17 protein-coding genes are annotated in these 23,376 nt (G+C 54.7%); 16 read left to right on the forward strand and 1 reads right to left on the reverse strand.

Annotated elements, in window-relative coordinates; translation table 11 throughout:
- Nucleotides 1–45: 45 nt before the first annotated feature.
- The 4 genes from AC0YNV_RS07075 (at nt 46) to AC0YNV_RS07090 (ending at nt 10,313) form a co-directional block, all read left to right on the forward strand.
- The gene (locus AC0YNV_RS07075; protein ID WP_475766988.1) at nt 46–2,112 is read left to right on the forward strand and encodes a beta-galactosidase; all 2,067 of its coding nucleotides are present in this window, start codon (nt 46–48) and stop codon (nt 2,110–2,112) included.
- 68 nt (nt 2,113–2,180) lie between these two features.
- Nucleotides 2,181–3,212: a glycoside hydrolase family 53 protein gene (locus AC0YNV_RS07080; RefSeq protein ID WP_475766990.1), complete on the forward strand. Its 1,032-nt coding sequence runs from the start codon at nt 2,181–2,183 to the stop codon at nt 3,210–3,212.
- A 46-nt stretch (nt 3,213–3,258) separates the two neighbouring features.
- Nucleotides 3,259–7,575 (forward strand): glycosyl hydrolase 53 family protein, encoded by a 4,317-nt coding sequence (locus AC0YNV_RS07085; protein ID WP_475766992.1) that lies wholly within the window; start codon nt 3,259–3,261, stop codon nt 7,573–7,575.
- Nucleotides 7,576–7,799: 224 nt separating this feature from the next.
- Complete coding sequence (locus tag AC0YNV_RS07090; protein WP_475766993.1) at nt 7,800–10,313, forward strand: WG repeat-containing protein; 2,514 nt, start codon at nt 7,800–7,802, stop codon at nt 10,311–10,313.
- Between the two features lie 24 nt (nt 10,314–10,337).
- Here AC0YNV_RS07090 and AC0YNV_RS07095 read toward each other — a convergent pair whose 3' ends face one another.
- Complete coding sequence (locus AC0YNV_RS07095; protein ID WP_475766995.1) at nt 10,338–12,026, reverse strand: response regulator; 1,689 nt, start codon at nt 12,024–12,026, stop codon at nt 10,338–10,340.
- A gap of 405 nt (nt 12,027–12,431) precedes the next feature.
- Here AC0YNV_RS07095 and AC0YNV_RS07100 point away from each other — a divergent pair, with 405 nt between their 5' ends.
- The 12 genes from AC0YNV_RS07100 to AC0YNV_RS07155 all read left to right on the forward strand — a co-directional run bounded on the left by AC0YNV_RS07100 (nt 12,432) and on the right by AC0YNV_RS07155 (nt 23,318).
- Nucleotides 12,432–13,511: a phage baseplate protein gene (locus AC0YNV_RS07100; RefSeq protein ID WP_475766996.1), complete on the forward strand. Its 1,080-nt coding sequence runs from the start codon at nt 12,432–12,434 to the stop codon at nt 13,509–13,511.
- A gap of 47 nt (nt 13,512–13,558) precedes the next feature.
- Nucleotides 13,559–13,777, forward strand: coding sequence for a twin-arginine translocase TatA/TatE family subunit (gene tatA / locus AC0YNV_RS07105; protein ID WP_379113194.1), 219 nt, complete (start codon nt 13,559–13,561; stop codon nt 13,775–13,777).
- Nucleotides 13,774–14,532 carry a twin-arginine translocase subunit TatC gene (gene tatC / locus AC0YNV_RS07110; RefSeq protein ID WP_475766998.1) on the forward strand — a complete coding sequence of 253 codons (759 nt, stop codon included), beginning with the start codon at nt 13,774–13,776 and terminating at the stop codon, nt 14,530–14,532. The genes tatA and tatC overlap by 4 nt, the downstream gene beginning before the upstream one ends.
- Nucleotides 14,533–14,734: 202 nt before the next feature.
- Nucleotides 14,735–15,394, forward strand: coding sequence for a TraX family protein (locus AC0YNV_RS07115; RefSeq protein WP_475766999.1), 660 nt, complete (start codon nt 14,735–14,737; stop codon nt 15,392–15,394).
- A 263-nt stretch (nt 15,395–15,657) separates the two neighbouring features.
- Entirely contained in the window at nt 15,658–16,173 is a 516-nt protein-coding gene (locus tag AC0YNV_RS07120) for an MgtC/SapB family protein (RefSeq protein ID WP_379113192.1), read from the forward strand.
- Between the two features lie 355 nt (nt 16,174–16,528).
- Complete coding sequence (locus tag AC0YNV_RS07125) at nt 16,529–17,629, forward strand: alcohol dehydrogenase catalytic domain-containing protein (protein ID WP_475767001.1); 1,101 nt, start codon at nt 16,529–16,531, stop codon at nt 17,627–17,629.
- A 252-nt stretch (nt 17,630–17,881) separates the two neighbouring features.
- Nucleotides 17,882–18,643, forward strand: a complete 762-nt coding sequence (locus tag AC0YNV_RS07130) for a DeoR/GlpR family DNA-binding transcription regulator (protein WP_475767003.1) — start codon at nt 17,882–17,884, stop codon at nt 18,641–18,643.
- Between the two features lie 160 nt (nt 18,644–18,803).
- Complete coding sequence (locus AC0YNV_RS07135; protein ID WP_475767324.1) at nt 18,804–19,640, forward strand: carbohydrate ABC transporter permease; 837 nt, start codon at nt 18,804–18,806, stop codon at nt 19,638–19,640.
- A gap of 63 nt (nt 19,641–19,703) precedes the next feature.
- Nucleotides 19,704–20,507: a carbohydrate ABC transporter permease gene (locus AC0YNV_RS07140; RefSeq protein ID WP_210040328.1), complete on the forward strand. Its 804-nt coding sequence runs from the start codon at nt 19,704–19,706 to the stop codon at nt 20,505–20,507.
- A 51-nt stretch (nt 20,508–20,558) separates the two neighbouring features.
- The gene (locus AC0YNV_RS07145) at nt 20,559–21,899 is read left to right on the forward strand and encodes an ABC transporter substrate-binding protein (RefSeq protein ID WP_475767004.1); all 1,341 of its coding nucleotides are present in this window, start codon (nt 20,559–20,561) and stop codon (nt 21,897–21,899) included.
- An 86-nt stretch (nt 21,900–21,985) separates the two neighbouring features.
- Nucleotides 21,986–22,744 (forward strand): glycerophosphodiester phosphodiesterase family protein, encoded by a 759-nt coding sequence (locus tag AC0YNV_RS07150; protein WP_475767006.1) that lies wholly within the window; start codon nt 21,986–21,988, stop codon nt 22,742–22,744.
- Between the two features lie 85 nt (nt 22,745–22,829).
- Nucleotides 22,830–23,318, forward strand: a complete 489-nt coding sequence (locus AC0YNV_RS07155; protein ID WP_475767327.1) for an MgtC/SapB family protein — start codon at nt 22,830–22,832, stop codon at nt 23,316–23,318.
- The last annotated feature ends 58 nt before the right edge of the window (nt 23,319–23,376 follow it).

Below are 23,376 nucleotides of genomic sequence, written 5' to 3' on the forward strand. Positions count from 1 at the left end.
CTCTCCTTCTTTTTGACGACTACAGGACTTGGGAGATGAAACAGGATGAACAAGAAATTTCCACCGATCAGCAGCAAGCTGCCGGTCTTCATGCACGGTGCGGATTATAACCCGGACCAATGGCTGCACGATCCGAATGTTTTGGAGCAGGATATTCGTCTAATGAAGCTGGCCCAATGCAATGTCATGGCGGTAGGCATTTTCTCCTGGTCTATGCTGGAGCCGGAGGAGGGGACATTCCGGTTCGATTGGCTGGATAACGTGCTGGATGCTTTCGCCGATAACGGCATATTCGCCTGGCTGGCGACGCCAAGCGGCGCCCGGCCGGCCTGGATGTCGGAGAAGTATCCGGAGGTGCTTCGCGTCGGAGCGGACCGCCGGAGAAATCTGCATGGGCGCAGGCACAATCATTGTTACACGTCACCGGTCTTCCGCGAGAAGGTGAGCATCATGAATGCGAGACTGGCGGAGCGGTATTCGGCTCATCCGGCGGTTATTGGCTGGCATATTTCCAATGAGTACGGCGGCGAATGCCATTGCGATTATTGCCAGGATGCTTTCCGGAAATGGCTGAAGCGGAAATATGGCTCTCTCGAAGCGCTGAACCAGGCGTGGTGGACGACCTTCTGGAGCCATACGTATACATCCTGGCAGCAGATCGAATCGTCCGCACCGCATGGCGAGACCATGGTGCACGGGCAGAATCTCGATTGGCGAAGGTTCGTCAGCGATCAGACGATCGATTTCTACCTGCATGAAATCAATCCGCTGAAAGCGGTCAATCCCGATCTGCCCTGTACGGCAAACATGATGGATTTGTTCGACGGGCTGGATTACCGCGAGTTTGCGAAAGCGGTGGACGTCATATCGTGGGATGCATATCCGACATGGCATGAGTCGCCCGCAGAGGACAATGTTGCTTCATGGTTTGCCTTCAATCACGATTTATTCCGTTCCTTGAAGCAAAAACCATTCATGCTGATGGAAAGCACGCCGAGCCAGACGAACTGGCAGCCTGTCAGCAAGCTGAAGCGGCCCGGGATGCACAGGCTGTCTTCGCTGCAGGCTGTTGCGCACGGCGCGGACACGGTTCAATACTTTCAATGGCGCAAAAGCCGGGGGTCCAGTGAAAAATTTCACGGCGCGGTCGTGGATCATGTCGGGCATGAGCATACCCGCGTGTTCAAGGACGTTGCCTCGCTGGGAGAATCGCTGTCGCATTTATCGGAATTGATCGGCACTGATGTTCCGGCGGAAGCGGCCATCCTGTTCGACTGGGATAACCGCTGGGCGGTCAACGATGCCCAGGGGCCGCGAAATCAGGGCATCCATTATGAAGAGACGGTGATGCAGCAGTATCGGGCGTTGTGGAGACAAGGCATTCCGGTGGACATTATCGGCTCTGGTGATAATTTCTCCGCTTATAAACTGCTTGTCCTGCCTATGGCCTATCTGCTCCGCGAGGAGACGGGGGAGCTGCTGGAGCGTTTCGTTCAGGATGGCGGCACGCTGCTCGTCACCTACTGGTCCGGCATTGTGAACGAGAACGATCTGTGCCACCTGAACGGTTTTCCCGGTCCGCTGCGCAAGACGCTCGGCATCTGGGCGGAGGAGGTTGAAGGACTGCATGATCACGACCGCAATGGCATCGTCATGACGCACGGGAACGCACTCGGATTGGCCGGTTCCTTCGAAGTTCATGAAATCTGCGAGCTGATCCATTCCGAAGGCGCAGATATTCTTGGCCAGTATAAGGAAGATTTCTATGCCGGACGGCCAGCATTAACGGTTAATACGCTGGGCAAAGGCAAGGCTTACTATCTGGCTGCGCGGGTTAATGATCCGGCGTTCTATGACATTTTATATGGAAAGCTGGTATCGGATGCGGGCGTAAGACGCGCGATGGATATCGAGCTGCCTGGAGGCGTATCGGCACAGCTTCGTTCCGACGGGGAGCATGATTTTGTGTTTCTTCTTAATTTTTCGGGAGAGGAGCGGACGCTGGAATTGGATCAGGCCTACACCGATGCCGAGACGGGAGAGCCCGTCTTAATGAAGCTTACGCTTCCTGTGTATGCTTCCCGGGTATTGAAACGAAGCAGCGGCAGGTAGGCGGAATCACGGTGTCTGCTGTATGACTTTGCAATAGCATGATTGATCAGGAAGGGAGCAGCAAGACTATGCCATTTATTCAAGGTATGGACATCTCTTTTGTAGACGAAATCGAATGCGCGGGCGGAACTTACGAAGTAAACGGGATGCAAGAGGATGTGCTGGTCATTATGAAAAATAGCGGCGTTAACGCGGTCCGTCTGCGCATATGGAACGATCCCGCAGGCGGCTTCTGCAATCTGGAGCGTACGCTTGTTATGGCCAGGCGCATTAAAGCGCTGGATATGCATTTTCTGCTCGACTTTCACTACTCGGACAAGTGGGCGGATCCGGCACAGCAGTGGAAGCCGCAGGCATGGGAGAATGCAAGCTTTGAGGAGCTGACTGAAGCGATTTATGCGTATACGAAACATGTATTGACTGAACTGGACAATCAGAACACGCTTCCGGATATGGTGCAAATCGGCAATGAAATTACACCCGGCATGCTCTGGCCAGTCGGGAAGGTTGACGGGGACTTCAACACGGATGAACAGTGGAGGAAATTTACGGAGCTGGTCAAATCCGGGATTGCGGCTGCCAAATCAGTCAGCCCGTCAATCAACGTCATGATTCATATCGACCGGGGAGGCGATGTGGACGCGAGTCTCAGATTCTTCGAGAAATTCGAGCAGTATGAAGTGACATTCGATACGATCGGATTATCTTTCTACCCCTGGTGGCACGGCACGCTGGAATCGCTGCGGCGCAATCTGGCTGAACTGGCGGTCCGCTTCGGCAAGGATATTAACGTGGTGGAAACGGCCTATCCGTGGACGATCGATACGTCCGAAGGGCGGGCGTTTATCGTTGACAAGGAAGACCAGCTTCACGATGGTTATCCAGCGGCGGTGGAGGGTCAAGCCCAATATCTGAAGGACATCATCGCCCTCATCAAAGAAACGCCAAACCGCCGGGGAGCCGGTTTTTATTGGTGGGAACCGGCATGGATTCCGTCGAAGGAAGAATGGTCGGTGGGACATGCGAATAATTGGTCCAATCTGACGTTGTTCGATTACGAGGGGCGGAAGCTCTCCTCCATGAACGCACTTAGCGAATGAGTGAAAAGTGACTAAATAATAATCTGACGGGAGCTGAAAAATGTATATGAAAAGCAGAATATCTTATCGTTCCCTGGCAGCAAAATGGCTCGTTTTCTTCATTATTCTTTCTTGTTATCCAGTGGGAACGATGACGGGCTTCGCGGCACAGCCGGCTTCAGGCACCGTCTCGGTGGACCCGGTCCCGGGACTGCAGAACGGACAGCGAAGCGATTTTATCATGGGAGCGGATGTCTCCGAGCTCTATGAGCTCGAAAAAGCAGGCCGGAAGTTTTACGATACCGATGGTACGGAAATGAGCGCCATGCAGGTGCTGAAGAAGCACGGCGTCAACTATATCCGACTGCGGATCTGGAACGATCCGACTGATGCGTTCGGTCAGCCGATCGGCGGCGGGAACAATGATCTGGCCCGGGATATCGCCATGGCCAAACAGGCAAAGGCGCTCGGGATCAAGCTTTTGCTGGATTTTCATTACAGCGACTTCTGGGTTGATCCCGGCAAGCAAAATAAGCCGAAGGCCTGGGCCAATCACAGCGGGACCGTGCTGCAGGAGGATGTATACCGCTACACATACGATGTACTGACCGCGATGGAAGCGGAAGGCGTTCTCCCGGAAATGGTGCAGATCGGCAACGAGATCAACGGAGGGCTGCTCTGGCCGGATGGCGATTCCGCAGAGAAAGCGGCGCCTTTTCTCCAGAAAGCATCCGCAGCGGTGAGAGCGGTTGATCCGGACATTCAAATCATGATCCACATCGCGGGGAATTCCAGCGGCAGCACAGGCACGTTTACGTGGAATCTGGACACCTGGACGACCGGCGGTACAGCGGTCGATTTTGACCTGATCGGCATCTCCGATTATCCATTCTGGCACGGAACGACGGAGCAGAATGCTGTTATTATGAATACGTTGGCAAGCCGGTACGGCAAACCGGTCATCGTGGCGGAGACCGCTTATGCCTGGACGCTTGAGCCGGGAGACGAGACGATCAATAACTTTGATCAAAGCAGCGCTTATACGGCAGGCTACACCCCTACGCCGCAGGGCCAGGCGGCAGCCATCCGCGATGTCATCAACAATTTGGCAAATGTGCCAGGCAATCAGGGGCTGGGTCTGTTCTACTGGGGAGCAGACTGGCTTCCAGGCAATGACACGGGCTGGATTGCCGGACAGGGCAGCGGATGGGAAAATCAGGCATTGTTCGATTACACGGGGAAAGCGCTGCCATCCATCGATGTATTCAATCTCGTTCGGGGGACAGCTGCCGCTCCCGCGCCGGTATTTGTCGCTGCGGACCCGTATTACGGAAGCATGGAGGCAGGCGGGGTTCTGAGTTTGCCTTCTTCCGTACAGGGGCAGTACAGCGATGGTCATTACAAACCCGCTGCGGTATCGGCATGGGACACATCAGCAGTCAATACGGCGGAACCTGGTGTCTACACGGCTTATGGAACGGTCGGCTCCGAGACGCGGGCAGCCTCGGCCGTGATTACGGTGCATTCTGCGCAGCCGCCGAATCTGCTGACGAATCCGGGACTTGAGAGCGGCTCCGCCGGTTGGACGGTATCTAGTCCTTCCATCGGAGCGCCTCAAGGAGCAGGCTCGACGCCGCGTTCCGGCACGAGTGCGATCCATTACTGGAGCGATTCGGCTTTTAACGACGCCACGGTGTCGCAAACCCTTAATGTCGCTAATGCTACCTATACCTTCTCCGCATGGGTGGACGGGGATGCTCTGAGCGACGCGGCGGTTCCCTATCTGTACGCTGTGGGGTATGATGCAAGCGATCCTTCGGCGATGATGAAGATCGACGCTGTGCCGGCTGGCTGGAACAATTTCAAACCATACAGTCTGCAGGTTCCGGTTACCTCCGGACATGTCACGGTCGGCGTGAATCTCAATGGAGCTGCGGGAGCATGGGGAGATGTCGACGATTTTTATTTCGGCCTGCCGACCAGTACAGATGCACAGACACAGGCACAGCCGGTAACAGCTTCTATCGGGGATGCGGCTCTCCCGGCGGAGGCAGCATTGCCTGTTCCTTCGAAGGTTACGCTGTCCAGCGGGACGGAAGGTGCCGTGATCTACTATACGACGGACGGAAGCGAACCGGGTTATGCCAGCAACACCAGCACGACGCTTGTTTATACGGGGCCGGTTGCGATTGCCGCCAACACGGTATTGAAAGCGATGGCATCCAAGCCAGGTTATACGAACAGTCCGGCAAGCACGTTCAGTTTGAAGACGGACGGCAGCGCGGAAGGCTTGATACCGGATGGCGGATTTGAACGGGAAGGCCAGCTCGGCGCGTGGACGTTAACGGGAGCTGCTGCAGGCTCCATCCAAGACTCCAGCGTTTTTGACGCGATCCGCGAGATAGGGGACGGCAAGGTTTATGCCGGAACCGGCTACTTCGATTACTGGTCGAAGGACGCGTATGCTTTTACGCTGTCGCAGAAGGTAAATGGACTGCCGAACGGGTTTTATACCTTGACGGCGCGTTCTGCAGGAAAAAGCAATATGGTGATCGACGACGCCGGCAGAGCGGCGAACGATCCCGGCGTTGCCGAATTGAAGCTCAGGGCCGAAACGCCATCGGGCGGGGCTTCAGCGAACATTATCAATCAGGGCCAGACCGGAGCCGATTGGCATAATATCTGGGGCGGCTTCAGCATTCCGGGAATCCGCGTGACGGACGGGACGGTGACCGTTGCTTTTACGGCATCGGCCAGCGCGGATTATTGGGGTTATCTGGATAACATTACCCTTGTCAAAACCGGAGATCTGCCGGATACGACGCCTCCGGGAGAGGTAACGGGTACCGCTGTCGCCGAAGGCGACGGGCAGCTCGCGCTATCCTGGACGGATCCGGGCGACAGCGATTTGGAGAAGATTATCATTGAACAGATGGACGGGACCGTCGCCGATGCCGTGTATGCCGCCAAAGAAGCGGAACACGCCGTTATTTCCGGTCTGACGAACGGCACCAGCTACACATTTAAACTCAGTACGGTCGATCTGACTGGAAACAGGTCTGCCGGTATTCCAATAACCGGCACACCGGCAAAGGCCAATGACGATAACAACGGCAATGATGACGATGACGATGACGGTGACAGTGACAATAATGGTAATGACGACGATGGCAGCGGGGGACAGGAGCCATCTGGTTTCCCCTCACCATGGGCAGCGCCGGCCTATTCGGTCGGTAAAGGAATGATCAAGGTACAGCCTGTCATTGATGCGAACGGTGATGCGGTCATACAATTGAGAGCAGCGGACATGGAGGCTGCAATGCTGGACTCCTCTGCCCAGACGCTCACCATCGAGATCGCCGATTTGGATAATGCCAGGGAAGTGAAGGTGGATATCCCGTATCAGCCCATACTGGCGGCTGGAGATGATGCCATCGATACGATCAAAGTCGATATGGGGTTCACCACTCTATCCTTCTTGACCAGCCTGTTTGCCGGCAAAGAAGGGACGGCGGATTCGAGCCTGCAGCTCACGGTTGCCAAGGTCGGCAAAGACAGTCTTCCTGCAGCGGTACAAGAGCGGATTGGCGACCATGCGGTCTACGATTTCAGCTTGACCCTGGACGGGCAGCCTATAACCGGATTTAACGGGAATGAGATGCAGATTGCAATTGCCTACAAGCTGATGACCGGGGAAAATCCCAACAAAATCATCGTGTATTACATCAATGATGAGGGTGATTTGACCATCATCAAAAACGGCAAATATAATCCGGCAGCCGGCAGTGTTGAATTTAAAGCGGAGCATTTCAGTAAATACGCCCTCGGATATGCGGATATCTCATTCGGAGACCTCAAGAAAAGCGAATGGGCAATCGACGCTATTGAGACTTTGGCGGCAAGAGGAATCATTCACGGAGACGGGAATGGAAACTTCAACCCGGGGGCGGCAGTTACAAGAGCGGAATTCATCACCATGCTGATGAGCGCATTCGATCTTGCTGCGCCAGGCGAGGCGTCCACATTCCGGGACGTGAAGGAGAAGCACTGGTACTCCGATTCAGTCACGTCGGCGCAGAAACTCGGGATCGTCAAGGGCAGGACAGACGGCAGCTTTGGCGTGCATGACCCTGTTTCGCGGCAGGATATGGCGGTAATGGTTTATAAAATAGCCGAATTGCAGCAAATCGAATTACAAGCCTCAGCGGCGGCCGCTGCATTTGACGACCGGTCCAAGATATCGGCTTATGCGGCAGAAGCTGTAGACGCCATGCAGCAATCCGGGATTATTGAAGGGATGGGCGGCGGCAGATTCGCTCCGAAGGAGCCTTCCACAAGAGCGCAGGCAGCCGTGATCATCAATCGTTTGTTTCAGAAGCAGTGACAAACGATTCCATTTTATAATGTAGAAAGAGATTTTACGTATCCCCGCACCGGATTGGAATCCGGTGCGGGGATACGTTTTTTTCAGCTTCATTAGAAGAGGGGGGATACAAGCAGCCGCAGAAACGAAAAGGATTTGACCATGTTTCCTCCGCAAGCAAGCATATCTGCCGGCAGACTGCATACCATTAGGCGAAGAATGCGGGAATAGGGGAGGATGCTGACATGGCCGTTAACGAACCGCAGCTGACGCAGATCGCCATGGCCCATTTGCCGGCGGGTGCGGAACTGATGATGATCAATGGGCCTGCTGCGCATGCGGCGGCATACGCTGCCGATTTAACCGGGGATCGGGTACCGGAAATCGCAGCTGTTTACCGTCTGAATGGGGAGCTTTACCTGCTTGTGCTGAAATCCCGGGACCGCATGTGGGAGATTGCCGCGAATGTGAAAGGGCAGGGATACGGCGTAACGCTGCTGACGGCGGCGCCCGTCATGAGACCAGGCCTGAACAATCTGATCGTCGGCTGGCAGATCGGCTCGATCTGGTCAAAGCTGTCGGTCTACGAGTGGACGCGGGAAGGGCTGAAGGATGCGGCTCCCGCCGATATGAACTTCAGCTATCTGGAAGTGATGGATATGCCGGGCCTTGACGGGCGTGACGGCAAAGCGGAAATCGCGCTCTGGATCCACGACACGGGGGAGGCATACCGCGTCGAGGTGTTGAGGTGGGACAACGGGAGGTTCGTGCCCGCGCCGGATGTATATTTTTATTATTTCCCGGGGGTCGTCCGCTACTACGAGCGAATGACTCGGCAGTATCCGGATTACCCGTTTTACTGGTATTACCTTGCCGATGCGCAGTACCGCGCCGGCATGCCGCAGGATGCGCTGGTGTCTGTCCGAAGGGCGCTCGGCTTCACCCAGCCCTATCCTTCCCGCGAGGCGCTGCTTGCGCTTGAGCGTAACATCAGGCAGATGCTGGAGCTGATGAACATGCCGCGGGCGGCAGGATTGTTCCCGGCATCGCTCAAAACGGTGGGCGGGATGAAATGGGGCTATATTGACAGCAGCGGCAGGATGGCGATTCTCCCCCTATACGACGATGCGCGGGATTTCCAGCAGAATGGCCTCGCAATCGTCAGCGAGAATGGGAGCTACGGCGTTATCGACACATCATCGAATTACGTTGCGAAGCCTGTCTATGATTCGATCAGCCCGTTCTCGGAAGACCGGGCGGCGGTAATCGACAGCCAGGGGTTCAGGCTGATCGACGAGACAGGAACGGTGCTGACAAAGCGGGCGTACCCGTTTATCGCGGACATGCAGGACGGGAGAGCGGTCTTCTATGTCACAGAAGGCGGCGGCAGCGGCGATGCCGATGGCAGCATCAGTCTTTTCGGCTATCTGGATTCCCGGGGGAACGAAGCGATTCCGGCACAGTTCGAGGAAGCGAATGATTTTGCAGCTGGTAAGGCAGTTGTAAAAATCAAGGACAATGAATATGCGCTCATTGGGCCGGACGGACGCAGACTCGCCACCTATCCGTATGCTTATGTGGGACCGCTCGGCGACGGACTGCTCGCCTTCCAACAGGAATCCGCCGGCAAATACGGCTATATCGACGAGCGCGGGACTGTCGTGATCCAGCCATCCTATTCGTCGGCATTTGCATTCCATGACGGCCGGGCCATTGTCAATACGGCTGAGGATTACAAATCGAGCTACGGTGTCATCGACAAGCAGGGAGCCTTCATTGTCAAGCCTGAGTACAACGACATCCGGGATCTGGGAGATGAGCGGCTGGCGCTCGGCCGGGCGGTCGACCCCGAGCAGCCCTTCGTCGGCTCGGTCTTCGCCATCGCCGACTGGAACGGCCAACGGCTGTCGGACTTCCTGTATAATGACGTTTCCAATTTCAAGGACGGTCTGGCCTCGGTCTACGACGCGAAGCAAACGTATTTTATCGATCGCAGCGGCAAGCCTGCGCCGGGTTATCCGCGCGTGGAGGGCAGCGGTACGCTTACACTGGAAGAGAACGGCCTGATCAAGGCATTCGTCGATCAGCGGCTGTCTTATTTGACCCGTGCCGGACGCGTCGTCTGGCAGCAAAATAAGGTTATCCCGCTCCAGCCTCCTTATCTTGTGAAAGAGGAGAAATATAAGCCAAATGCCGATTATCTCGTCTATTACCCGCAAGTTGAAGGGATGGCGAATCAAGCCGCGCAGCGGACCGTTAACGCCAAGCTGAAGGAAATGTCCCAGGTCAAGCCGGTTCCCGCCAGCAAAAAACTCGATTATTCATATTCCGGCGATTTCGACGTCGCGTTTTACAAACAGAAGCTGCTGGAGCTAGTACTGAATGGCTATAATTTCCCATTTGGCGCCGCCCACGGCATGCCAACGAAAACATATGCGATCCTGAATCTGACCAATGGCCGCATGTATGCGCTAAAGGACCTGTTTAAGCCAGGCAGCGACTATGTGAAGGTACTAAGCGATATAGTCGGCAAACAAATCAGGGAGGACCCGCAATATTCGTACGTATTCCCGGGCAGCTATACCGGCATACGGCCGGACCAGCCGTTTTATGTGACTGATGATGCACTCCATTTATATTTCGAGCCCTATGAGATCGCTCCATACGTCGCGGGGTTCCCGACCTTTACAATTCCTTTTGCGCAGATCAAGGATATCATCGACACGGAAGGGGAGTTCTGGAAGTCCTTTCACACTTGAGAAAATGGTTCGTACACGGCACAGCTAACTCTGTTCCGTGCAGCAGCGGTCCCTGTATTCCTGCGGTGTCATATGCAGCTCCTTCTTGAACACCTTGGTGAAATAATGGGCTGACTCGAATCCGACGCTGGCCGATACTTCATGAATTTTTAGCCGGGGAGCGGCCAGCAGCTCCTTGGCTTTTTTCAGTCTCAGCTCTTTAATCCGGTCGGACAGCCGGGTACCCGTCATTTGCCTGTACAGGCGCGACAGGTAGGTCGGATGCAGGTAGACATGGTTGGCCAGCTTGTCGAGCGACAGGTCCTCGGCGAGATGCTGCTCGATATATTGATTCACCATCGTCAAAATCTTCTGCGTCCGGTCCTGCTGCTCGCCCGTCCTCAGCGCAAACAACCGGCAGGAGAGTTCCCGGTAATATTCCTCGGTCTCCGCCCACGATACGAATGCTCCCCTGTGAAGCAGCGTTCCCGCCTCCCTGGACACCGTTACCGCCTCCAGCAGCCCCCACTGGTTCATGTAAGACAGAAAAAGGGAGGCGAAGGCGTACTCAAGCTCAACCAGGAACGGCTGGAACGCGGGGAATATCTGCAGAGTCCGGGCGGTTTCCGCAATGTCCTCGTACAAAACGAAAAATTCATCCTTCTGGCCGCCCAGCAGCAGGGCTTCCAGCTGTTTGACCGCCTTCAGCCGAAGGGCGATATCCTGCTTCGTGAGACAGGCCGGCTCGGGGGACAGGGATGAGGGAGCCGGCACCGCGTCGGACAGCAGCATCTCCATATCCTGACCGAACCCCCGCTGAAGCAGCTGCTCCAGCCGCATATATTGGGCAGCCGCGGTGGGCCACGGGCAGCAGACCGAGCTGATGGCAATCGATAGCGGCAGCTTCAGCGTCGTCCGGCACGCATCCTGAATATCGGACATCGTACCGTGAACAAAGGCGGCGCAAGCCTCCCATCCCGTGGTTTCCGCAACACTCCCTGATCCAGCGTCTCCCGCTGCAGGCTGAATGAGCCATACGAGGCGAGAGGGATTGGTCGGGATCGAAAGCACCCGAAGCGTATTCATGTATTCTCCGGAAACATTTTGTATGGCATACATGAGCAGCGATTTGTCCGAAGGACGCAGATCGTCCGGCCATTGGTCGACCCGGCCTACCGCCAGCAATACATTTTCCGCTGCCGACAGCGGAATCTGCAGCTCCTCGAAGCGGTCGCGGTCGACGGCCTTGGCACTCAGCTCCCCCTGCAGCAGCCCGGATATATATTCCTTGCGCAGCATCGGTCCTGCCGCCTGCATTTGCTCTCTTGCCCTCTGCAGCAGATTGTCGGACACCCGCTCATCCCTCAGCCGTTCGATTGCCCTGCCGACGGCGGCAAGTATCGGTTCGTCGCCCTCAACCTTCAGAATATAGTCCATTCCGCCGTTTCGCATGGCCGACTGGATATAATCGAAATCGCTGTAGCCCGTCAGAAAAATGACTTTGCAGCGCGGCCAGCGCTCATGAATTTTCTGCTGGAGCTCGATCCCGCTCATCCCGGGCATATGAATGTCGGTCAGGACAATATCCATCTTGGAGCCTGTCAGGATCGCCAGCGCTTCGAGGGGCGAATACGCGCGGTATACGTTCAGCTCTTCCGGTTTCCAATCCAGAAATTGTTCGTAGAGGCCGCTTACGATTCTCGGCTCGTCGTCGACTATCAACAGACTGTACATTGTACCGTTCCTTTCTCCGTTTGATTTTCTCGATGATGAGGCAGCGTCGCCCCAATACGGGCAGGATTTAGCTGCAGGCCAGGCAATTCCTGCAAGCTCCGCGTCGCGTGCTCCGGCTTCCCGTTATCCGTCCATTATAAATGGCCTGCCGGCAGGCGCAACGGATATATTGCAACAAGTTGACGATTGGCTGGTATTGTCAAGATAATACCCTGGTTTTCGCGGCGCGCTGCTTGCGTCTGTCCCGGCAAACGCTCATTCGCAAGGCTCTATCATAATTTGGCAGTAAAGCGAAAAAGTTGATATTTTACCGCCGATATCGGTTTTTTTACTCTATTCCGCTGCCGTGATTTTCAATAAACTGACGATGTAAGGCGAACATACATTCATACCGGAGGTGTAATCATGATGGAGACCGGCAAGGAGAAGGAAGAAAGAGCCAGTGATGCAAACGCAAACATTTCGGCGGAGCAGGAGTCGGCTTCACTATCGGACAAAAGCTTCAGCCGGCGGAAATTTCTGATGCTGAGCGGAGGGATCGCCGCAGCGGCGATGTTCCCGGGCATCGCGCTTGGCGGCGGCAGAAGCAGAGCGGCTGCCGCGGCTCTTCCGAACAGTCCGCGCTTCTCGCTCAGCGGCTCGGGCGGCGAAATGTTCCGCGACGTGTCGCTCGGCAGCGCAACAGTTATGCAGTCCTTCGGGTTCGACAGCGTCAACAATGCCATTTATACGGTGCAGATTACGTACGGCTCGCCCTCGTCCTCGGGCGATCTGACCGTGACGAAGCTGAGCATGACAGGCACGATTCTCGGCCAGATGGCACTGAAGGGATTCGGCCACGGCGTATCGATCGGCGTGGAGCCGTCCGGCACTTCGGCCTATCTGTGGACAGAGACGGATGGCGTCATCGATGGAGCGGACAGCTGGGGCTCGAAAATATGCCGGTTCCCGTTTGCCAATGGCACGACGCTGTACAATACGGATCCGTCTCTGACCAAATATACAGTGCCGGGCACGGGCAACTACAGCTACACCTGCAATATCGATAATTACCATGGCAATCTGATTGTCCGCTACCGGGACGCGACGACCAACCCCCGCTTTGACGTATACAATTTGCAGGCTTTCAAAGCCGGCGGCCGTACCGCAATCGCGAGCGTTTATCAGCCCGCGACATTGGGTGTATTTCAAGGCTATTGCGTATACGGCAAATATTTGTACCTCCTGGATGGAACCGCCTATAGCACCTCGAACCCGTCGCCGGGCAATACGTATTTGACCACCGTCGATCTCAATACGGGCACACAGGTGGACCGCTTCCATACCCAGGCCGGGGTGTCGCTGGCCTATCGGGAGCCGGAAGGCATGGCCATTCGCTTGACGAATCCGAACGACGAGAGCACAGGCCGTCTAAGCTTCGGTTTCGCGTCGGGAGCGGCCGGCAGCCGGAAAGCGACTATTTTCTACAAGAATTCGTTTCTATGATTCTCTATGATAATGACTTCGCAAAAACATAGCGGGAGGGATAAATCATGGGTATGCTGTCGCCGTGGCATATTATTTTAATCGCTTTGGTGGCTCTTCTGTTGTTCGGGCCGAATAAACTGCCTGAGCTTGGACGGGGCTTCGGAAAAATGTTCCGCGAATTCAAAGACGCTACAACAGGAGCGCTGTCGGCTTCCAGAGAACCGGATAAGGAGCTGCCTTTGGATGAGGCGGGGAGCAAGGCGGCTGAGCCGCGCAATTCATGATCGGAATTTCTCCGGGCAGGCAGGGAACCCGGGAGCGTAAAGGTGAGATGACGCTTGTCGGGCATTTGACCGACTTGCGCAGAAGAATCGTATTCGCGCTGGCCGCGCTTCTTGTCAGCGTGGCGGCTGGGCTGATTGCGGCGCAGACGCTGATCGAATGGATGAAGAGCATGCCGCCTGCAGACCGGCTGGCCTGGAATATTTTTTCGCCGGGTGATGCGCTGCGCTTGTACTTGAATGTCGGATTCATCAGCGGAGCCGTCGTATCGCTTCCGTTCTCCATGTACCAGCTGTGGCTGTTTCTGAAGCCGGGGCTCATGGAGGAGGAGCGGAAGGTCTCGTTCATGTTTATTCCCGCCGCGCTGCTGCTGTTTCTGGCGGGTCTCGCCTTCGGTTACTTTATCGTCTTCAGAATGGCGATTATGTTCACTTCGAGTGTCGCGCATCGGCTCGAGTTGACCGAAACTTATGGCATTATGCAGTATTTCTCCTTCCTGTTCAACATTACGATTCCGATAGCGCTCATGTTCGAGCTGCCCATCGTTGTGCTGTTTCTGACGAAGCTGCGGCTGTTAAAGCCGCGCATGCTCCGCAAGTTTCGCCGTTACGCGTATTTCGTGCTTGTTATCGTCGCAGGCGTTATCACACCGCCTGATGCCGTATCGATACTGCTCGTTTACGTGCCGCTGATCGTACTTTACGAGGGCAGCGTCCTGCTATCCGGCAGGATGGAAGCGAAATCGCAGCAATCCTGACAGCCGGCCGCACGGCAATCCCGTCTTTCGCTTGTAAACAATAAGCGATGGCGGGATTTTTTATGTTACTCTCGCCGGCGGGACGAGGCAGAGGTGCAGGAAGCGGGCCAGCCCAGCGTATCCTTGAAAGTAGCGGACATATGCGGCATTATATAGAGGAATGGAGCCGATCGGCACAATTACAAGGAAAAGAGGAAAGCATATGCAGCTGATTGCCATGGTGACGATGCTCATCGACCATCTTGGCGTAACCTTCTTCAAGGATCTGACAATTCTGCGGGTGATTGGCCGGATCGCGTTCCCTATTTACGCCTACTGCATTGTACTGGGATACAAGCGGACGAGCAATATGAAGCTGTACATGCGGCGTCTGTTCTGGATTGCGTTAATTTCCCAGCTGCCCTTCACATTTGCTCTCGGTACCGTTGGGGTGAATGCGGCAGGAACGCTGCTTGTCTGCCTCGTCGTGCTGTACGGAATCGAGAACTGGAGGAAAAGCATCTGGATTCCCGCCGCAATCGCAGCGGCCGTCGTCATGGAGGTGCTCGACTTCGATTATGGCGCTTACGGGCTGCTGCTGGTGCTCATTTACACCTATACGACAAGCCATTTTATGGTGCTCGGACATTTTGGCCTGAACATCCTGTTTATTATTCTCAAGAGCTGGGTGCTGGAGCTCTTCAGCATCTTCTCGACGGTGTTTATCGCCTACTGGCCCGAGATATTCAAGCAGGTGGAGCGGCGGCGCATGCCAAAATGGTTGTGGAGAAGCTTCTATCCCGCCCATTTGGCGCTGTTGGCCGTACTGGAGCTCATTATTGGAACTGGGCCGATTGAAGAAATAATAAAACGAATTTTTTGATTTCAGTTCCGGCAAGCATTTGATGTGCGGCACTCATCCATGAAATGCCTTCAGGATTATTTCACCTGCTCCGGCCGTAGAACCCCGCGGCCAAGAAGAAACGGCTGTCGCCGTCCTTTGGTTGCGCAGCAAGTTTCTTCCCTCAGGAATATCAGAAAAGGCAAGGCCAAATTTTTATACTTTCTGGTTTTTGGATATATGGGCCGTTCCGCTGTTTGGCGGATGGCCTTTTTTGTCCAAATACTAAAAAAGGAGGTGGTCATATGCTGGATGGCCTTTTGATGGACGCCAAGATGCATATGAAAGACTATTATGAAATGTATGTGCGGGTATCTCTGAGCGCTATTCTCGGATTCCTGATCGGTTGGGACCGCGAATCGAAGAGCAAGCCCGCCGGATTGAAAACCTATATGTACGTCTGCGTGGCGAGTACGCTCATTACCTTGATTTCCATATACAGCGTCGAAAAATTCAGCACCGGCAGCGACGGAACAATGATGGACCCGATGCGTCTGACTGCGCAGATCGTATCGGGACTCGGTTTTCTGGGCGCAGGCGTCATACTGAAGAATGGCCTCAAGATTAGCGGGCTGACCTCGGCGTCGATGATACTGTTTGTCGGGGGTGTGGGAATCGGGATCGGCGCCGGATTTTACGGCATGGTTATTTTTACGGTCTTTATTTCGGCGCTGATCGCAAAATTCGGAAGTTATCTGGAGATACGAGTATTTAACCGCGCCAAAAATACGGCAGAGGAGAAGAACGAGGAAGCGCTGTAGAGATCGGGGCATGAAATATTCGCCCGCCTCTGAATGGGGAGGGAGGCAGAGCCGGATAGGCAGTAGGACTGGACCGTAGGCGGAATGGACCGCCCCGGAGAGTCCTGGTGCCGGTCCGGTTTTTTTTGACCCTTACAGCATTTATAAGTACTCCTATGGCTTAATCGATTGACACAAACGAGCATGTATGAACATTATAAAATTAATTTCCGCCTTATATGAGCAAATATAAATATTAATAAACATATTCACTCAAAAAAGTATTGACGATAGTTCATTTTGGCGGTATTATCTCCATGTGCACAAATGAACATTTATGATCATAAAAACGCAATAACGAGCGGAGGGTTAGAGATTGATTCAACCAAGTGACAGCATAACGAAGGTTAAATCCAAGGCTTACAGGCTGATCAAGCCGCATCAAATCATCGAAGCGACGATTGAGCACGAGGTTTCGGACCGGCAGGTCGTGGTCGAGCCGTCGATGGGCAGCATTTGCCACGCCGATTTGCGCTATTACAGCGGGAACAGAAGACCGGAGGCTTTGGAGCGTAAGCTGCCGATGGCGCTCATTCATGAAGGTATTGGCACGATCGTTGCCAGCGGGGCGCCCGAGCTGAAGCCCGGTCAGAGAGTGGTGGTAGTTCCGAATATTCCCGGCTATCTGTCGGACGGCATTCCGCCGGAGCAATGCTGCCCGGCATGCCGCACTGGCAGCGGCGAGAACTATTGCCACCGCGGCCGGTTTCTGGGAAGCGGCATGGACGGAATGGCCCAAAACCGGCTGGTGATGCCCGCCCCATGCGTGATTCCCGTACCGGACGAGGTGCCGGACGAGATCGCCGTCCTCGCCGAGCTGTGCTCGGTTTCCTATCAGGCGCTTTCTCCTGTGGCGGATAGGCTGGCAAACGCAAGGATCGCCGTCTTCGGAGACGGGCCGGTCGGCTATCTGGCTGCAGCCGTGCTGCGGCATGTATATGGCGTCGGCCGCGACCGCCTGCTCGTATTCGGGGCTATTCCCGAGAAGCTCGCCCAGTTCGATTTTGCAACGGTAAGTCTGGTTCAGGATTATGATTTCTCTTCCGGTCCCTCCTTCGATATCGCAGTCGAATGCACCGGCGGCCGGTTTTCCGAAAGCGCAATCAATCAGGCCATCGATATTTTGAGGCCGGGCGGGCAGCTGATCCTGATGGGCGTGACGGAAGACCGGGTGCCGATCAACACAAGGGATGTGCTGGAGAAAGGAATTACGATGAGAGGAAGCAGCAGAAGCTCGAGAGCTGATTTCAATCCTGTGCTGGCGGCGATGAAGGATCAGGATTGTCAACGCACGCTCGGCAGATTGCTGCCGGAGAAGCGCACTGTTATTGCTTCCGCCGGCGATTTCGATAGTGCCATGAAAGAGGCGGAGGCTCATCGGAGCTGGACAAAGGTTCTGCTCGACTTCCGCTGGTAAATGAACATTTTCGAGCATGAGTCTGGTGGTGATAACCGCCCGTCCTTTCTCGGTGCGAGCCGGTCAGTTTGCCCACAAGGAAGGTCTTCTGTATGATACGACCGCATTTTCCTTAACGATATCCGCCTTACTATGTATCTCCACGCTGCAGGATCGTTCCCGGCTTGCATCAGCAAAACGCGCACACTTGCAAACAAATACAAAAATCATACAATAGATATGAGTAAATATGAACAGGTGTGGAGGATGTATATGTTAGCAGCAGAGCGAAAAATGCGAATTGTGGAACATGTGAGACAATGCCGGATTGCTACGGTTGCCGGGCTGGCGCAGCAGTTCAATGTCCATGAGGCGACAATCAGGCGCGACCTGATGGAGATCGAACAGGAAGGTCTGCTGAAACGGACGCATGGCGGCGTGATCGCCGAGCAGTGGACGCATGACGAGCCGCCGTTCAGCGAACGCTCGTCCAAGCAGCTGGAGCAGAAGATGCGGATTGGCCAGATGGCGGCAGGGCTTGTCGAGGATGGAGAACATATTATTATCGATTCGGGTACGACAACGCTTCATATTGCCCGCAATCTGATTCACCGCTCCAATATTATTGTCGTGACGAACGATATCAATATCGCCGCCGAGCTGCGTGATGCCTCCGGTGTCAAGGTAATATTGACCGGAGGAGAGCTGTATCCGTCAAGCTACATGCTCAACGGCATGTTTACCGATCATGTGCTTGAATCGCTTCATGTCGAGAAGGCTTTCATTGGAATTCCCGCCATTCATCCCGTTCATGGGCTTATGCATCCGGAAGCGCAGCTTGTGCCCGCCAAGCAGGGGATGATCAAGGCGGCCCGGGAAATTATCGTCGTCACGGACGACAGCAAAATCGGCAAGCTGTCCCTTCATACCGTAGCTCCGAACAGCGCCATTCATACGCTCATTACCGGGACGGAAGCCTCGGAGGAGGAGCTTAAGCCTTTTCGGGATTTCGGCATGACGGTGTATTCTGTTTAATAGCAGGCACATTATGGGATACGGCAGGCAGCTATTAATTGAAGGAGGTAAGTGAATGGCGCCTATCGGGATTGCCGATAGAATGAAACAACGGCAGGAAAGAGGAGAGGGTATCGGAAAGAGTCGAAGACGGCTATGGGAAGGGCTGCGTCCCTATGTCATGATCGGTCCGGCCATGGCGGGCATCTGTCTGTTCGTCATGTACCCCGTCATTTATCTGATATATTTGAGCTTTTTCAAATACAATCTGATGAACAAAGCGAAGAGCAAATTTATCGGCTTCGACAATTATGACCAGATTTTCACACGTGGAGATTTCTACAAAGCGCTGGGCAATACGGCGGTGTACACGGCAGGAGTCGTTGTTCTGACGATGGCGATTTCGCTGCTCATCGCCGTATGGATCGGCAAGAAAGGCCGGCTGAATGCCGTCGTGCAGGCCGGCATCTTCACTCCGCATATTATTTCCATTGTATCGGTATCGCTCGTGTGGCTCTGGCTGATGGAGCCGAATCTGGGCTTTCTCAATTACGTGCTGAAGGGGGTCGGGCTGCCGGCCTCCCCGTGGCTGCAGAGCTCCCGGACCGCGATGCTGTCCGTCATCATCGTGTCGGTATGGCAGGGTATCGGCTACTACACGCTGATTATGGTGGCGGCGCTGCAAAGCATTCCAACCCCGCTCTTCGAAGCGGCCAGGCTGGATAACGCCAGTAAGCTCCAGGTATTCTTCAGAATTACATTGCCGCTTATTTCGCCTCAGCTCTTTTTCGTACTGATTATTATGACGATCGGTTCCTTCAAAGTATTCGACACCGTCAAGATCATGACCGGCGGGGGCCCCAATGATGCCACCAATACGCTGGTCTACTATATTTACGGCTTCAGGACCACGAATATCGGCTATGCGTCCGCCACGGGAGTCGTGCTGATGGCTATAATTGCCCTGCTGACGCTGCTGTATTTCCGGCTGTTGTCCAGGAAGATCCATTACCAATGAAACGGCCGACAAGTTCGAGAAAGGGGGTCCAAAGCCTTGAGGCTTGAATTCAGACATTTGCGGATGTCATTGAACGCGCTGCTGAAGGCGGCCGTGCTGGCGGTATTTATTTTCCCGTTCCTGTGGATGATTTCGACCTCGCTCCAGACATTCCGGGAGACGCTGTCGTTTCCGCCTACCTGGATTCCGTCGTCGCCGCAGTGGGGCAATTTCGTCGAGGCGATGCAAGCCGGGCCGTTCCTGACCTATGCGCGGAATTCGCTCGTGATTACGGCGTCGGTCATCGTGCTCCAGCTGCTTGTGATGATTCCGGCTGCATACGCTTTCGCCAAATACAGATTCAGAGGAAAAAATGTGCTGTTCGGCATGGTACTGCTGGCCTTCATGATCCCGGGCCAGGTGACCTTCATTCCCGTCTATCTGATGCTGGCGGATTGGGGGATCATCAAGACATTGCTGCCGCAAATCATACCGTTCATGTCCAACGCCTTTGGCATTTTCCTGCTGCGCCAATACTTCATGCAGATTCCCGAGGAAATCATCGAAGCGGCAAGACTGGATAATGCCAGTGAGTATAGAATCATGTGGAACATTATGACACCGATGTCATTGCCGGCGCTTGCGACGGTTGCGCTGTTCAGCTTCGTCAGCCATTGGAACGATTACTTCTGGCCGCTGGTCATGACGGATTCGTCCGCTGTCAGGCCGCTGACGATCGGCATTTCAATGCTCCGGGAAACCGAAGGCATCAGCAACTGGCATATCATTATGGCCGGCAACGTCGTGCTGGTTGTCCCCATCCTGCTTGTTTATCTGGTCTGCTCGAGACAGATTGTGAAAGCGTTTGTTTATTCGGGGATCAAATAGCCGGCTTCGCTATCCTTTTTTCCAAAACATAAATGACGGAGGAGATTAGAAATGCGCAATAGAGCAGCAAGCCTTGCACTCATCATTACCTTATTTGCCAGCCTGCTGGCAGCTTGCAGCGGCGGGAATCCGGAGAATCAAGCAGCAGGCTCGGACACAGAGAATTCAAATGCGCCAGCGGCAAACGCGACTGTTCCGGATTCCGCTTCAGGGGAAAAGACCACCGTGCAGTTCTGGCATTCGGTAGGCGGCAAGAACGGCGAGTATTTGGATGCATTGATCCAGCGCTTCAACGCAAGCCATGACGATATCGAAGTGGTCGGCACCTTTCAGGGGGGTTATGATGAAACCGTTACCAAACTGCAGCAGGCGGTTTCTGCCGATACCGCCCCGGACGTAAGCATGCTTGAGCGTGCCTATGTGGAGCTGTTTGCGGATTCGGACGTGCTGGAGGATCTGACTCCTTACCTGGATAAGTCGAATATGAGCGCCGACGACTTCACGCCGGGCTTAATGGGACATTCCGTGTTCAACGAAAAGCTTGTGTCGCTGCCCTTTAACCGTTCGACCCCCATTCTGCATGTCAACAAAACGCTGCTCGACGAGCTGGGGCTGCCCATTCCCACGACATGGGAGGAAATGAAGAAGACGGCCAATGCGCTGGTCGTCAAAGAGAACGGCGAGTATAAGCGCTACGGTCTGACGATGCCCTACGACACCTGGTACCCGATCGCTCTTATTTCTCAGGCGGAAGGCCAATTTTTCAATGATGACAACACATCCCTTGGTTTCATGGACAATGGCGTGGGCGTCAAGGTGTTCCAATATTTGAAGGATCTCCAGACTACCGGCGCCCTGTATTATCCGCCTGCGCAGGATTCCGGAAATATCGTCAACCAGATGTTTCTGGAGGGCAAGGTCGGCATGATGTTCCAGTCCACAGGGACGATTGGAAGCCTCAAGGAAACAGTCGACTTTGATTATGTGACCGCTTTCCTGCCCCAGGATCAAAAGTATGCCAGCCCGACGGGAGGCGCCAACGTCTCCATGCTGTCCGGCTCCAAGCATAAGGATGCGGCATGGGAATTTATCCGTTACCTGATGGATGACCCGGACGGCGGTCTGCAGTTTATTCTCGATTCCGGATATCTGCCTTTCACGAAGAAGATGGCGGAATCCCAGGAGATCCAGGATCTATGGTCCAAGGAGCCGAACCGCAAGGTGGCATACGATCAGCTTCAATATGCCGTCGATACGAACAAGGATGTCGCCTGGCCGGAAATCATGCATGAATTTTTCTCTGCAATCGAAGCCATTATGTACGACAGCAAAGATATTCCGTCAACGCTTGATACCTTCAAGAAAGAAACAGAGCGAATTCTCGCCCAGTAACGGATGGATGGAACCGATGCGGCGTAGGCATAACGCTTGCCGCGCCGCATCACTTTTAAAATTGGCAGATAAGGGAGGAATGCAGGATGATAGAACGTCTGCAGGATGATTCCAGGGTTATCGTTGCCGGACACCGCGGCTATAAGTCCGCTTATCCGGAGAATACGCTTCTGGCCTTCACGAAGGCGCTGGAGCTTGGCGCCGATATGCTGGAGTTCGATTTGCGGTTCTCCCGGGACAGGGAAGTCGTCATCGTCCACGATGAGACCGTAGACCGCACGACCGACGGCTCCGGAAGTGTGCGTGACTTTACGATGGCGGAGCTGGGCCGGCTGGATGCGGGAGGGTGGTTCGGCGGTGAATTCGCGGGACTGCGGATTCCGACTTTAACCGCGTTGTGCGAGCTATTGAAGCGATACCCGGATGTTTTGCTGAACGTGGAGATCAAGCCTGCCGCAGACAGCCGGGAGGTTGCCGATGCTGCGATTGTTGAGCTCGGGAAGCACGGATACCTGGAACGCTGTGTATTCACCAGCTTCGATGCGGACGTCATTGCTCATATCCATGATCGTCACGGACTGAGAACGCAGGGATTCCCGGGTGAGAATATGAGCAATTTCGTTGCCGGACCCGGCGGAACCTATTCCAAGATGTGGGCGGTAGGGATCAGCATGAAACAGTTGACGCCGGATATTGTGCGCCAATTCCGCGGAATGGGGCTGCTGGCCTGGTGCTATTGCCCGGATGATGAGGAGCAGGTCCGTTATGCACTGGAATGCGGCGCGACGCTGATGACCTGCAACAATCCGGTGCCTGCGCTGAATATCGTCCGCAATTCGGGGTGAACACGCCGGCGCAGGGCTGCTCCGACATAATGCGGCAAACGAAGGGAGTGGGCTTTAGTTGGACAGTTTGCTCGTGAGCGTCAAAATGCATCTGTTTCAGCATTATGAGATGTATGTGCGGGTGTCGCTCAGCGCGCTGCTCGGATTTCTGATCGGCTGGGACCGCGAGTCGAAGAGCAAGCCGGCAGGCTTGAAAACCTATATGTACGTCTGCGTCGCCAGTACGCTCATTACGCTCACATCCATATACAGCGTGGAGAAATACAGCACCGGCAATCTGCGGACCATGATGGATCCCATGCGTCTGGCCGCGCAGATTGTGTCCGGTCTCGGATTCCTGGGCGCGGGCGTCATTCTCAAAAATGGCCTGCAGGTGAAGGGGCTGACCTCTGCGGCCATGATATTGTTCGTCGGCGGTGTCGGAATCGGAATCGGTGCCGGCTTCTACGGAATGGTCATCTTCACCGTCATCGTAACGATGCTGATGGCAAGGCTCGGAAATTTCGTGGAGAAACGCAAGTTCGTACGCTCCAAAAATGTATATGGAAAGAACGGGGAAGAGTTGACGTTATGAAGGCGAGAAGGTTAAGAGTAATGGGGGAGCATCCTGCAAGAAAACGGATATAAACGAT

It is taken from the genome of Paenibacillus sp. JT31N11 (assembly GCF_056269285.1).